Below are 13,792 nucleotides of genomic sequence, written 5' to 3'. Positions count from 1 at the left end.
GCACCCGCTGGCCTTTGGCCTTCGGAGAATACTCAGTCACGTTCAGGAGGAGTACTATCCCCGGTCTGTAGTAACGGATACCACCCCGAATGATCAAAGCCGCCATTCTGGCCGCCTTCGGCCTGAGCATCGTTTATGTCCACCTGCGTGGGCGGGTGCGCCATAAGTTCACACGCCAGCTGAGCGACCACTCCAGCTTCCTGGCGCCGATCAACTGCCTCATGTACCTGTTCTCCAAGGTGCCGAGCCGCCCCTACCTGGCGACCGACGAATTCCCCGAGATGCGCCTGCTCAGCGATAACTGGGAAGCCATCCGCAGCGAAGCCCTGCACCTGCGCGACGCCGGCAGCATCAAGCGCTCCGACCAGCTCAACGACGTGGGTTTCAATTCCTTCTTCAAGACCGGCTGGAAGCGTTTCTACCTGAAGTGGTACGACGACAGCCACCCGTCCGCCGACGCCTTGTGCCCGAAGACCACCGAACTGCTGCGGCAGATTCCGTCGGTCAAGGCGGCGATGTTCGCCGAGCTGCCGCCGGGCTCGCGCCTGGTGCGCCACCGCGACCCCTACGCCGGTTCGCTGCGCTACCACCTTGGCCTGCTGACGCCCAATGATCCGGGCTGCTTCATCGAGGTGGACGGCGAGCGCTACCACTGGCGCGATGGCGAGGCGGTGGTGTTCGACGAGACCTACATCCACTACGCCGAGAACACCACGGACCATGACCGGGTGATCCTCTTCTGCGACATCGAGCGCCCGTTGAAGTATGGCTGGGTGACGGCGTTCAACCGCTGGTTCAGCCGCAATGTGATGGCCGCGGCCGCATCCCCCAACGACGCGGGCGACAAGACCGGCGGCATCAACCGCGCCTTCGCCTCGCTGTACAAGATCCGCCTGCAGGGCAAGGCCTTGAAGAAGCGCAACCGCAAGCTGTACTACCTGCAGAAGTGGGGCTTCTTCGCGGCGGTGCTGGCACTGTTCCTGTGGATCTGAGCGGCTGGATTCAAGCGCCCCGATAGCCAAAAAAGGCCTCCGCATTCGCGGGGGCCTTTTTGTTTGTGCCATTTGAGGAGCCGTGCGTAGGGCGAATAACGTTGGCACTTCATGCGCCCTACGAAACTGCCGGGAGCGCAGTGCAGTGTTTCCCTGTAGGAGCGAGCTTGCTCGCGAACCCAGCCAGCTCCGGAGCTGCCGGGATATCTGCTCGCGAGCAAGCTCGCTCCTACAAAAAAACGCCACTTCGTCGCGATTGACCTACACCCAACGCAGGATCAGTACACGTCGCGACGATAGCGCCCGCTCTCCAACAGCGCCTCGACCTCGGCATCGCCCAGCATCTCGCGCAAGGCGCGGTCGACACCTTCGGCCATGCCTTGCAGGCTGCCGCAAACGTAGATCGCCGCGCCGTCATCGAGCCACTGGGCGAGCACTTCGCCGCTGGCACGCAGACGGTCCTGCACGTAGACCTTCTCGTCCTGGTCGCGGGAGAAGGCAACGTCCAGGCGCTGCAGTTCGCCGCGCGCCAACAGGCCTTCCAGTTCCTCGCGGCAGTAGAAGTCGTGGGCAATGTTGCGCTCACCGAACAGCAACCAGTTGCGCGAGCGGCACTCGGCCACGCTCGCCTGCAGCAGTGCGCGCAGGCCGGCGATGCCGGTGCCATTGCCGATCAGGATCAGCGGGCGATCCTCCTCGGTCAGGTGGAAGCTGCGGTTGCGGCGCAGGCGCATCAGCAGGCTGCCGCCTTCGGGCAGGTACTCGGTCAGCCAGCCGGAACAGATGCCCAGTGAGCCGTCGGCATGTTGCTCCTGGCGCACGATCAGCTCCATGGCCCCTGCGCTGCGCAGCGAGGCGATGGAGTACTGGCGCACCGAGAGCTTGATCAGCGCGTCGTACACCGCCTGACCGTGCTGGCCGACCAGATGCTCGAGGTTCGCCGGCAGCAGGCAGCCAGCCAAGGCGTCCTTCAGCGGCATCGCCAGGCCATCCACCTGCACCTGGGCGGCGCCATCCAGGCCGAGGCGGGCGAGCCAGCGGGCGACGAGGAACTGTGGCTGACGCGGGACGATTTCCACCAGGTCGCCAGCGGCCCAGTCGATCTGCGAATCGTTCGGCGCACTCAGGCGCAACAGCCAGGTGGATTCGCCCTGGCTGCCGGGATTGAGGTGCTCACGGCCACTCAGCGTCCAGACTTCGAAGGCTGGCACGGTGAAGGCCACTTGCGGCGCGGTGCCGGAGAGTTCGGCCAGGCGCACCTGCCAGTCATGCAGCGCGGCGGCGTCGCCGTTGTCCACTTCCACGCCATCGAACAGCGGGCGCGCGCCCTGCCCCTGCAGCCAGCCCTGCATACGCCGGGCGAAGCCGCAGAAATGTTCGTACTGACGGTCGCCCAGGGCGAGGATGGCAAAGCGCAGGTCATTGAGCCCCAGGGTCTGGCCAAGCAGTTGGCGCTCGAAGCTACGGGCGCTGTCCGGCGCCTCGCCTTCACCGAAGGTGCTGACCACGAACAGCGCATTACGGGTCTGCTCCAGCTGCGCGCGGTCCAGCTTGCCCAGCGGCTCGACACGTACCGGCAGCCCGGCGGCCTGCAGCTGACCGGCGCTCTGCCACGCCAGTTGTTCGGCAAAGCCACTCTGGCTGGCGTAGCCCACCAGCCAGGAGTCGGCACCACCGGCCGTGTTCTCCAGACCGCCACGGGCCGCTAGCGCGGCGCGCTTCTTGCGGCGGCGGTCGAGGTAGAGCAGCCAGCCGGTGATGAAGAACAGCGGCATCGCCAGGCTGGCGAGCATCATCAGGATGCGACCGGTAAGGCCGAAGTAGCTGCCCACGTGCAGGGCATAGACGCTGGTGAGCAGTTGCTTGCCGGCGCTGCTGTCGTTATAGCGGCGATGCTTGAGCAGCTTGCCGCTGGCCGGGTCGATGGTCATCTCGTTGAAGGCGCGCTCGTGGGCGGCGTCATCGAGGAGGTAGAACACGGTGGCCGGCTGACCCTTCACCGGCGGCAGGCGCAGGTTGTAGGCAGTCATGTTGGGGCCGCCGGTCTGCGCGACGGTGTTCCAGATGGCCGTGGCATCCACCACCGGCGGCGGCCCCTCGGGCGCCGGGCCGCGCTTGCCGCCACCGCGCTGGCCGCCCTTGGCCTGGCCGGCGGGGGCGTCGTCGAGCAACTTGAACAGGCCGTTGCGGTACCACTCGTAGGACCAGTACAGGCCGGTCAGCGAGGCCAGGAGGTAGAACACCAGGCACCAGGTGCCAGCCACCGCGTGCAGGTCCCAGTTGAAGGCGCGGCCCTTCTTGCGCCAGTCGAAAGTCAGCCAGATGCGCCAGTTCAGCGCCTTGCGCGGCCAGCGCAGGTACAGCCCGGAGAGGCAGAAGAAGACCAGGATCAGGGTGCAGGCGGCAGTGATCCGCTGGCCGACTTCGCCTGCGGCGAGGAAGCGATGCAGCTGCATGATGAACATGAAGGCGCCCTCGCCCACGGGCGCGGGCAGAGCTTCTGCGGTGTACGGGTCGACATAGAGCGATTCGCCACGGCGCTGGCCCGGCGGCGGCGTGAAGAAGAGACGCGCGGATTCCACGCCCTCGGTCTTGAGCCAGAGGAAGGACACCTTCTTGCCCGGCTCGGCGCTCTCCACCCGGCGGATAAGCTCGTCCATGGGCAGCACGGACTCGGCGCGCTTTTCCACCACCAGGCTGTCGGGGTTGATGGCGCGCAGGATTTCATCCTGGAACGACAGCATCGCCCCGGTGATGCCCATCAGCGCCAGCACCAGACCTGCGCTGATACCGAACAGCCAATGCAACTGGAACAGGACTTTCTTCAACACCGCGGTTTCACCTTCGCAGACCCATCACGCAGGGCGGGCATTTTAATGAGAATGGCTCGCAAACGCAGCCCATTTAACAATCTTTACCCTGGCCTTACCTTCGTTGAACGGGCGCCAGCCCCGGACAAAGAAAAGCCCCGGTCGAGGAGCATCGGCCGGGGCAGGTCGCCAGAGGTGCGCGGCCTTAGAAGTGGAAGTTGGTGGACAGCAATACGGTGCGGCCGGCCGCCTGGGACGCGTAGTGCGAGGCGTAGGCCTTGTCGAAGTACTTCTTGTCGAAGACGTTCTGCACGTTGAGCTGGAAGTCGACGTTCTTGCTCAGCTTGTAGGCGGCCATCGCGTCGTAGCGCCAGTAGTCCGGGACGTACATGGTGTTGGCCACGTCGCCGTAGACCTTGTCGACGTAGAAGGTGCCGCCGCCGATGGTGGCGTTGGGCAGGACATCGTAGGTGGTCCACAGGCTGAAGCTGTTTTCCGGGGTGTTGGGCATCTGGTTGCCGTCGTTGGAGGCCGCGGTGGCGTTCACCGTGCCGCTACGACCGGACTTGCCCGCCTTGACCAGCTCGCTGTCGAGGTAGCTGTAGCCGGCGAACACTTTCCACTTGTCGGTGATCTTGCCGCTGGCGGACAGTTCGATGCCGTCGACGCGGGATTGGCCGGCGTTGTCGTAGGTCTGGTTGGAGACCAGTACCCGGGCGTTGTCCTTGTCGGTGCGGAAGATCGCCGCGGTCAGCTCCAGGCGCTCGTCGAGGAAGTTCCACTTGGTACCGATTTCGTAGTTGGTGGTTTCTTCGGGCTCCAGGTTGTTCTTCACCGCGAAGGTATCCACGGCGTTGCCGGTGTCACCGTTGTCCAGCATTGAGCCGGGCGGGGTCGCGGAGGTCGCGTAGGAGGCGTAGATGCTGCCATTAGGCGCCGGTTTGTAGACCACGCCGGCCTGCCAGTTCCAGAAGCTGGAGCTGTCCTCGAACTTGGTGGTCGGGCTCACGCCATGGTTCTTCGCGGTGGTCTCGAAGCTGTCGAAACGCGCGCCGACGTTGACCTGCCATTGCTCGTTCAGGTCGATGGTGTCGAAGCCGTAGATCGCCTTGGTGGTAGCGACGGTGTTCAGCGGCTTGTAGTTGCGGACGATGCTGCCGTTCCACGGATCGTGCGGGTTCGGGTTTTCCAGGCTGGTGCAGTTGTAGCCGCTGGGTGCGCCGACGATGGCCGGGCGGCACTTGTTGGCGCCAGCACTGGAGCCGGTGTTGGTGTTCACCGTGTAGCCGTCGCGCTTGCTGTTTTCGCGGGTGAATTCCAGGCCGGTGGTGAAGCTGTTCTTGAAGCCGGCCAGGTAGAACTCACCGAACAGGTCGGTCTGGTTGGTCGCGGTGGTGGTGGTGCTGATGCGGTTGTTGTTGCGGCGCCAGACGGTGCCGTTGTTGATGTTGCCCTGGCTGTCGTCGGGCTGGGTCCAGATGTAGTCCTGGTGCGCGGTGCCGTAGCGCGTAGTGTTGCGCAGGCTCAGGGCATCGTTGAAGTCGTGCTCGAAGGTGATGGTGCTGGTGTCGATGCGGCTCTTCTGGAAGTCACGATCCTCGAGGCCGTAGTAGTTGTCGCGGTCGACGTTCACCGGCTTGTCGGGGTTGTGCTTGCTGCGGTCGGCGCTCTTGGCGTACGGGATGCCCGAGTCCGGGGTGTCGTCGCTTTCCAGGTGGTAATGGCTGACGGTGACGCGGGTCGGGCCGTTGAGGCCGAAGGTCAGGGACGGCGCGATACCCCAGCGGCTGGCGTCCACCGCCTGGCGACCGGCGACGTTCTGGTCGTGGGTCATCAGGTTCAGGCGGAACGCGGCATTGCCGTCGAGGAATTCCTGGTTGGTGTCGAGGGTGTAGCGACGGGTCTGGTCGGAACCGTAGGTGAAGCTGCCATCGGTGAAGTTGCCGGCCTTGGCCTGCTTGCTGATCAGGTTCAGGCTGCCACCGGCCGAGCCGCGGCCGCCGAAGGCCGAGTTCGGGCCCTTGCTGACTTCGATCTGCTCGAGGTTGAAGACTTCACGCGATTGCGCGCCAGTGTCGCGGACGCCATCGACGTAGGTGTCGCTCTGCGCGTCGAAACCACGGATGAACGGGCGGTCACCCGTCGGGTTGCCGCCCTCGCCAGCGCCGAAGGTGATGCCCGGCACGGTGCGCAGGGCGTCCTGCAGGGTCAGCGCGCCGGTGTCCTTGATCACCTGCTGCGGTACCACGGTCACCGAGCGCGGTGTATCCAGCAGCGGCGCGGTGTACTTCTTCGACGCGGACTTCTCGACGTTGTAGGTGGTCGGGTCCTGCTGCTGGGTGCCAACGACGGTGTCGGCGTCCAGGGACAGCACGTCCTGGCCGGACTTCTTCGGCGAAGCCTCGGCGGCATGGGCCAGGTGAGTACCGGACATGGCGGTGATCGCCACGCCGACAGCGCTGACTAGAAGGCGCGGCTTGCTGCCGGCGAACTCGGTGGATTGACGCGACATCGAAACTCCCTCCCCAGGGGTTCATGAAGGCCGCGCAATTTATTGCAACTGAGAATTTGTATCAATTCACATTCATTACCATACGCATATGATTTACAACATTTACACTTTCTCCCTGTCGGAAGTAGGGGTATGCCGGTTGTACCGATATGTTGCAAATCATTATCATTGGCAAATTATCGAAACTGATGGAACCGGCCCATGCTGCTGCACATTCCCGGCGTCTTCACCCGCGATGAGGTGGCGCGCATCCGCGCGGCCCTGGAACAGGCCGAGTGGGCCGACGGCAAGGTCACCGCCGGTTACCAGTCGTCCCGCGCCAAACACAACCTGCAACTGCCGCAGGACCACCCGCTGGCCCGCGAAATCGGCGAAGCCATGCTGCAGCGCCTGTGGAGCAACCCGCTGTTCCAGTCGGCAGCCCTGCCCAGCAAGGTCTTCCCACCGCTGTTCAACTGCTACACCGGTGGCGGCTCGTTCGACTTTCACATCGACAATGCCGTACGCGATACCCAGGGCGGCCGCGAGCGGGTGCGCACCGACGTGTCCTCGACCCTGTTCTTCAGCGACCCGGAGGATTACGACGGCGGCGAACTGGTGATCCAGGACACCTACGGCACCCAGCAGGTGAAGCTGCCGGCCGGCGACCTGGTGCTCTACCCCGCTACCAGCCTGCACAAGGTCAACCCGGTGACCCGTGGCGCCCGCATCGCCTCGTTCTTCTGGACCCAGAGCCTGGTACGCGAGGACAGCCAGCGCGCTTTGCTGTTCCAGATGGACCAGTCGATCCAGGCGCTGACCCGCGACGTGCCGGACCATCCGGCGCTGATCGAGCTGACCGGCACTTACCACAACCTGCTGCGCCGCTGGGTGGATGTCTGATCTGTCATGAGTTTCGTCCTGCGTCGCACTGAAGAAATCAATGTCGAGGACCTCACCGGCCAACTCGCCGATGACCCGCGGCAGACCGCCCGGCTTATCCTGACCGGCGCCCGCGAGGGCGACCTCGAAGCCCAGGCGCTGCTCGGGCAGATCCTCCTCGACGGCCACGGCATCGAGCAGGACGTCAGCCTGGCCCTGACCTGGTTCGGCATCGCTGCCGAACGCGGCCACGCCATGGCGCGCAACATGCTCGGGCGCTGCCTCGAACACGGTTGGGGTTGCCCGCAGGATGAGGCCGCCGCCGCTCGCCATTACGCGATAGCGGCGCAGCAGAAGCTCGACTGGGCGATGTACAACCTCGCCAACCTGCTCTCCACCGGCCGTGGCGTGCAGCGCAACGACGCCCGCGCGCTGGCGCTTTACCAAAGCGCGGCGGCGCTGGGGCACGCCAAATCGATGAACCTCGTCGGACGCTTCCACGAGGAAGGCCTGGTGGTAGCGCGCGACCTGGACGCGGCGCACCAGTGGTACCGTCGGTCGGCCGAGGCCGGTGACTTCCGTGGCCAGTTCAGCCACGCCTCGGTGCTCGCCGAGCGCGGCGACCTGCCCGCCGCGCGCGTCTGGCTGGAGCGCGCACTGGAAGGCGGCAACCTCAACTTCCTGCGCGTGGCCCGCCAGCAGCTGGCGGCCTCCATGCCGCCGAGCCTGCGCGAGCTGACCCTGGCCTACTTCCAGCGCGCCGCCGAACTGGGTGACGAGTCGGACCTGCGTCACCTCGCCGAGCAGATGGGCGTCGCCTGACGCCCCTTGACGTAATTTTCACGCCCACCCTGCTAGCTTTGCCGGCTAATCTGGCTGCCGGACCGTTTCGGCAGCCGCCTGGCAACGACGAGGCGCAAGTGTCGAACACCACATCTCCCGCAGCGCGCAAACGCGTGGACTGGGCCGCCCTGGGCTGGCTCCTGCTGTTCTTCTGGTACTTCTCCGGCGTTACCCAGGCGCTGATCCTGTTCAGCGGCACCACTGGCTTCGCCGGTTTCCGTGACGCGTTCTTCCTCAGCAGCCTGTGGCTCGCACCGCCGCTGCTGCTGCCGCGCTTCACCAAGGGCGTCGCCGCCATCATCGGCCTGGTGCTCTGGGGCGCCTCGCTGGTGGGCCTGAGCTACTTCGGCATTTACAAGCAGGAGTTCTCGCAGAGCGTCATCTTCGTGATGTTCGAGTCGAACACCGCCGAGGCCGGCGAGTACTTCAGCCAGTACTTCAGCCTCTGGCTGTGCCTGGCACTGCTGGCCTACACCGTGGTCGCCGTGGTGCTGTGGAAGCGCATCCGTCCGATCAACATGCCGGCCTATGCCCGCATACCGCTGGCCGTGTTGCTGGTCGTGCTGAACCTGTTCTATCCCTTCTACAAGCAGATGGTCACCCAGGAGCGTACCTTCGCCCAGGCGGTGGAAAAGGTGCAGTCGCGCATGGAGCCGGCGGTTCCGTGGCAGTTGGTGGTGGGTTACGTCCAGTACCGCCAGCAACTGGACAACATGCAGAAGCTGCTGCAGCAGAACGCCTCCCTGCCACCCCTGCAGAACCTCAAGGACAGCAGCGGTAACGAGCCGCGCACCCTGGTGCTGGTCCTGGGCGAATCCACGACTCGCCAGCACATGCACCTCTATGGCTACGGCCGCGACACCACGCCGAACCTCGACGCCCTCGCCGCCAGCGGCCAGGGCCTGACCGTGTTCCAGAACGTGGTCGCGCCGCGCCCCTACACCATCGAGGTGATGCAGCAGATCCTCACCTTCGGCGATGAGCAGAACCCGGACCGCTTCCTCACCGATCCGTCGCTGATCAACCTGATGAAACAGGCGGGCTACAAGACCTTCTGGATCACCAACCAGCAGACGATGACCAAGCGCAACACCATGCTCACCACCTTCTCCCAGCAGACGGACGAGCAGGCGTACCTGAACAACCAGCGCAACCAGAACGCCAGCCAGTACGACGGCGTGGTGCTCGACCCGTTCGAGAAGGCCCTGAAGGACCCGGCGCAGAAGAAGTTCATCGTGATCCACCTGCTGGGCACGCACATGGACTACCGCTACCGCTATCCGGACGAGTTCGCCTACTTCAAGGACCGCCAGGGCGCCCCCTCGGCCCTGTCGGATGACCAGGTGGAAACCTACAACTTCTACGACAACGCGGTGCGCTACAACGACTTCGTGGTGTCGAGCCTGATCAAGCGTTACTCGGCCGCCAACGCCAACGGCTTCATGCTCTATCTCTCCGACCACGGTGAGGAGGTCTACAGCTCGGGCAACCACGACCGCCTGGGCCGCAACGAGATGGACCCGACCCGACCGATGTACACCATTCCGTTCATGGTCTGGACTTCGCCGAGCTGGCAGGCCGAGCACCCGCGCGACCTGCAGGCAGTGGCCAATCGTTCCTACAGCAGCTCGCACCTGATCCACACCCTGTCGGACCTTGCGGGCCTGAGCTACGACCGTTACGAACCGGCCAAGAGCCTGGTGAACGAGCAGTTTGCCGCCGCCCCGCGCTGGATCGGCGATCCGTACAAGAAGGATGGCCTGCACGAGTTCGACAAGCTGCCGCAGGACAAGGCCGCGCCGCAGCAGGAAATCGCCGACGGCGCCAAGGCGCCAGCCACGGCACAGGCACCGGTGAAGGCGCAGCCCAACGAGGGTTGAGTCTTCCCGACGCACCGTAAAACGCCCCGCACTGCGGGGCGTTTTTCTTTCCAAGCACCACCCGCACCTGCAGGAGCGCCCCATGGGCTCGATCGCAGGCATGGCCCGCTCCCACACGGCGCCCACGCACCACAAAGTTGGTAGGGCGCATAACGCGCCAGCGTTATCCGCCATTCAGAGACGGCGGATAACCTGTTCCAGGTTATTCGCCCTACGAAAAGCGCCGCCGGCAGATAATGAAAAAGCCCCGCATCGGCGGGGCTTTTTCATTGAAGCGAGGCTTACAGGTAGAACGCCTTCAGCGGCGGGAAGCCGTTGAATTCCACCGCACTGTAGCTGGTGGTGTAGGCGCCGGTGGACAGCCAGTACAGGCGGTCGCCGGCAGCCAGGTTCAGTGGCAGGCCGTACTTGTAGTGCTCGTACATGATGTCCGCGCTGTCACAGGTCGGGCCGGCGATCACCACTTCTTCCAACTCGCCCGCCTTCTCCACGTGGATCGGGAACTTGATGGACTCGTCCATGGTTTCGATCAGGCCGGAGAACTTGCCCACATCGGTGAACACCCAGCGCTCCACGGCGGTACGCGACTTGCGCGCCACCAGCACGACTTCGCTGACCAGGATGCCGGCGTTGGCGATCAGCGAGCGGCCCGGCTCCAGGATGATTTCCGGCAGCTCGTCGCCGAAGTCTTCCTTGAGGAAACGGATGATTTCTTCCGCGTAGGTTTCCAGGCTGTTGGTCTTGGCGATGTAGTTGGCCGGGAATCCTCCGCCCATGTTGATCAGCTTCAGCTCGATGCCGTCTTCTTCCTTCAGGCGCTCGAAGATGACCTTCACCTTGGCGATGGCCGCGTCCCATACACCGATGTCGCGCTGCTGCGAACCCACGTGGAAGGACACACCGTAGGGCACCAGACCCAGGTCGCGGGCCAGCACCAGCAGGTCCATGGCCATGTCGGACTGGCAACCGAACTTGCGCGACAGCGGCCAGTCGGCGGAGGTGGAGCCTTCGGTGAGGATGCGCACGTAGACCTTGGAGCCCGGCGCGGCCTTGGCGATGTTGCGCAGGTCGGCCTCGGAGTCGGTGGCGAACAGGCGCACGCCCTTCTCGTAGAAGTAGCGGATGTCGCGGGCTTTCTTGATGGTGTTGCCGTAGCTGATCTGTTCGGCGCGCACGCCGGTCTTCATCACCTTGTCCAGCTCATAGATGGAGGCGATGTCGAAATTCGAACCCTTGTCGCGCAGCAACTCGGTGATTTCGGTGGCCGGGTTGGCCTTCACGGCGTAGTAGATCTTGGCGAACGGGAAGCAGCCGGTCAGCTGGTCGTAGGCATCGGCGATGGTCTGCTTGTCGATGACAACGAAGGGGGTTTCCTGCTTGTCGGCAAACGCCTTCATACGCTGGAAGGTTTCGGGGGCGAAGTAATCCTCGACCTTGATGGACATGGTTGGGACTCCAAATGGCAGAACAGGTTATTCGTAGGGGTGAAGCTGAACGTCGAATCCGTTTCCCCACTTTGGTTCGCCTACTTCCCAAGGCATGTCGCCGAGCATTACCGATACCGGTCAAGGGCACCGGCTATCTCTCGTCGTCAGTACTTGAGCCGGATGGATCGTTTCCAGCATGGACGTTCGGGCGCGAACTTTAGGACCTGAGGTCCGTGAGTTCAACCCTGATTTGCCGCTTTTTCGCATCCCTTTGTCGCACTGCCGGTTGACTGTTTTGGATACTCAACAAAATGCACGGAATACCGCACAGAACGGGGCTTTCGACGGGTTTCTGCATCATCGTCCTACTTCAGTTAACGACCGATGACAGAGGGGGGAGTTCAGCTGATTGAGATGAGTGGTGCGGGAGGGGATTTCGTGAGGGATGTACGGGGGAAAATCGGAGCTGGGCGCCCCCTCTCCCCCGCCCTCTCCCTGAAGGGAGAGGGCGCTGTCCGAGTGCGCTGACAGCCCCGTGTCAGCCGGATGGCACAAACGTAGAAGCCGGCACGGATATCCCCTCTCCCTTCAGGGAGAGGGTTAGGGAGAGGGCAAAGCGGTGTCAGGAGAGCTCAGGAAGCCTGCGCCACCTCCGCCGGCGACACGATGTTCGTCTTGCGCCCGCGGGAGCGCCCCGAACTCAGGTAATCGGCGATCGACTCCTGTGTCACCTCGCCGAGGAACTGCCCTTCGGCATCCAGCACCGGCAACCAGGAGCTGTTGAACTCGTACATGCGCGACAACAGGATGCGCAGGTGCTCGTCGTGGCTGGCGGTGACGCGGAACTCGTTGAGGAAGTCGCTGCACACGCCTTCCTGGCGGCGCATGTCCTTGCGCCGCACATAGCCCAGGCCCTTGCCATTGGCATCGACGACGACGAGGTAGCGACGGTCGTCTTCTTCCATCTTCTCCAGCGCCTCGGCCACCGTGGTCTGCGGGTTGGCGGTGACGATGCTGCTGTCGGCGGCATCCTCGGCACGCACCAGCAACAGGCGCTTGAGGGTGCTGTCCTGGCCGGTGAAGGCGCTGACGAACTCGTCCGCCGGGTGTGCCAGCAGGGTGTCGGGATGGTCGAACTGAAGCAGGCGGCCGCTCTTGAACACCGCCACCTTGTCGCCGAGCTTGATCGCCTCGTCGATGTCGTGGCTGACCATGATCACGGTCATGCCCAGCTTGCGCTGCAGCTCGAAGAACTCGTTCTGGATCGACTCGCGGTTGATCGGGTCCACCGCGCCGAACGGCTCGTCCATCAGCAGCAGCGGCGCGTCAGCGGCCAGCGCACGGATCACGCCGATGCGCTGCTGCTGGCCTCCGGACAGCTCGCGCGGGTAGCGCGACAGGTACTGCTTGGGCTCGAGCTTGACCATCGCCATCAGCTCGCGCGCCTTCTCCTTGCACTTCTGCTTGTCCCAGCCGAGCAAGCGTGGCACGACCATGATGTTTTCCTCGATGGTCATGTTGGGGAACAGGCCGATCTGCTGGATGACGTAGCCGATGTGCCGGCGCAGGGTCACCTCATCCAGTTCGCGGGTGTCCTGGCCATCGATCAGCACGCGCCCGGAGGTGGGCTGGATGATGCGGTTGATCATCTTCAGCGTGGTGGTCTTGCCGCAGCCGGAGGGGCCGAGGAACACGCAGATCTCGCCCTTCTCCACGGTCAGGCTGACCTTGTCCACGGCACGGAATTCCTTGCCGTCCTTGAGGGTGAAGGTCTTGGTCAGTTGGTCGAGTTCGATCATGGTCAGTCTCCTGTCTGCGGGCGCAGGCCCTTGGGGGTGAGCGCACGCTGCAGCCATTGCAGCAGCAGGTCGGCGGCGATGGCCAAGAGGCTCACCAGCACCGCGCCGACCACCAGCATGGGCATGTTGGATTGGCTGATGGAATTGAGGATGAGCACGCCCAGGCCACCGGCGCCGATCACGGCGGCAATGGTCATCACGCCGATGTTCATCACCACGGCGGTGCGCACGCCGGCGAGGATCACCGGCACGGCAATGGGAATGTCGACCATCCGCAGGCGCTGCCAGAAGGTCATGCCGATGCCCTTGCCGGCTTCGCGGATGCCGGGTTCGACGTTGGTCAGCGCGAGGTAGGTATTGCGCAGGATCGGCAGCAGCGAATAGAGGAACACCGCGGTGATCGCCGGCAACGGGCCGAGGCCCTGGCCGATCTTCGAGTACAGCGGCAGCATCAGGCCGAACAGCGCGATGGACGGGATGGTCAGCACCACGGTAGCGGCGCCCTGCAGAGGGCCGGCCAGCCATTTGAAGCGGGTCATCAGCACACCCAGCGGTACGCCGACGACGATGGCCAGGCCCACCGCCACGGACACCAGCATCAGGTGCTGCAGCGTCAGCTGGCCGACCTGGGTCCAGTCCAGGCGGGAAATCACGGTCATGAAATCCAT

General features: G+C 64.2%; 9 protein-coding genes. 4 read left to right on the top strand and 5 right to left on the bottom strand.

Annotated features, from left to right (window positions below):
* The first annotated feature begins 92 nt into the window (after positions 1–92).
* Entirely contained in the window at positions 93–992 is a 900-nt protein-coding gene (gene lpxO / locus ACKI1H_RS10590) for a lipid A hydroxylase LpxO (protein ID WP_138521409.1), read from the top strand.
* A 278-nt stretch (positions 993–1,270) separates the two neighbouring features.
* Here lpxO and ACKI1H_RS10585 read toward each other — a convergent pair whose 3' ends face one another.
* Both ACKI1H_RS10585 and ACKI1H_RS10580 read right to left on the bottom strand, forming a co-directional pair.
* Positions 1,271–3,820, bottom strand: coding sequence for a PepSY domain-containing protein (locus ACKI1H_RS10585; RefSeq protein WP_440468847.1), 2,550 nt, complete (start codon positions 3,818–3,820; stop codon positions 1,271–1,273).
* 187 nt (positions 3,821–4,007) lie between these two features.
* On the bottom strand, positions 4,008–6,314 hold the full coding sequence (locus ACKI1H_RS10580; RefSeq protein ID WP_440468318.1) for a TonB-dependent receptor: 2,307 nt from the start codon (positions 6,312–6,314) through the stop codon (positions 4,008–4,010).
* 201 nt (positions 6,315–6,515) lie between these two features.
* Between ACKI1H_RS10580 and ACKI1H_RS10575 the strand changes: the two genes are divergently transcribed.
* The 3 genes from ACKI1H_RS10575 (at position 6,516) to ACKI1H_RS10565 (ending at position 9,898) form a co-directional block, all read left to right on the top strand.
* Entirely contained in the window at positions 6,516–7,196 is a 681-nt protein-coding gene (locus tag ACKI1H_RS10575) for a Fe2+-dependent dioxygenase (protein ID WP_440468317.1), read from the top strand.
* A 6-nt stretch (positions 7,197–7,202) separates the two neighbouring features.
* Positions 7,203–7,997 carry a tetratricopeptide repeat protein gene (locus ACKI1H_RS10570; RefSeq protein ID WP_138521159.1) on the top strand — a complete coding sequence of 265 codons (795 nt, stop codon included), beginning with the start codon at positions 7,203–7,205 and terminating at the stop codon, positions 7,995–7,997.
* A 98-nt stretch (positions 7,998–8,095) separates the two neighbouring features.
* Complete coding sequence (locus ACKI1H_RS10565) at positions 8,096–9,898, top strand: phosphoethanolamine transferase CptA (protein WP_440468316.1); 1,803 nt, start codon at positions 8,096–8,098, stop codon at positions 9,896–9,898.
* Between the two features lie 281 nt (positions 9,899–10,179).
* Here ACKI1H_RS10565 and ACKI1H_RS10560 read toward each other — a convergent pair whose 3' ends face one another.
* From ACKI1H_RS10560 to ACKI1H_RS10550, 3 genes are all read right to left on the bottom strand, one after another.
* A complete protein-coding gene (locus ACKI1H_RS10560) occupies positions 10,180–11,343 on the bottom strand; it encodes a type III PLP-dependent enzyme (protein WP_045209531.1) in 1,164 nt (387 codons plus the stop codon).
* A 614-nt stretch (positions 11,344–11,957) separates the two neighbouring features.
* On the bottom strand, positions 11,958–13,124 hold the full coding sequence (locus ACKI1H_RS10555) for an osmoprotectant ABC transporter ATP-binding protein OsmV (RefSeq protein WP_138521155.1): 1,167 nt from the start codon (positions 13,122–13,124) through the stop codon (positions 11,958–11,960).
* Between the two features lie 2 nt (positions 13,125–13,126).
* A complete protein-coding gene (locus ACKI1H_RS10550) occupies positions 13,127–13,792 on the bottom strand; it encodes an ABC transporter permease (protein WP_045209529.1) in 666 nt (221 codons plus the stop codon).

Origin of the sequence: Pseudomonas sp. YH-1 (assembly GCF_051990045.1) — a bacterium.
Lineage (GTDB): Bacteria > Pseudomonadota > Gammaproteobacteria > Pseudomonadales > Pseudomonadaceae > Pseudomonas > Pseudomonas nicosulfuronedens.
This window is presented reverse-complemented; position numbering and strand designations above follow the sequence as displayed.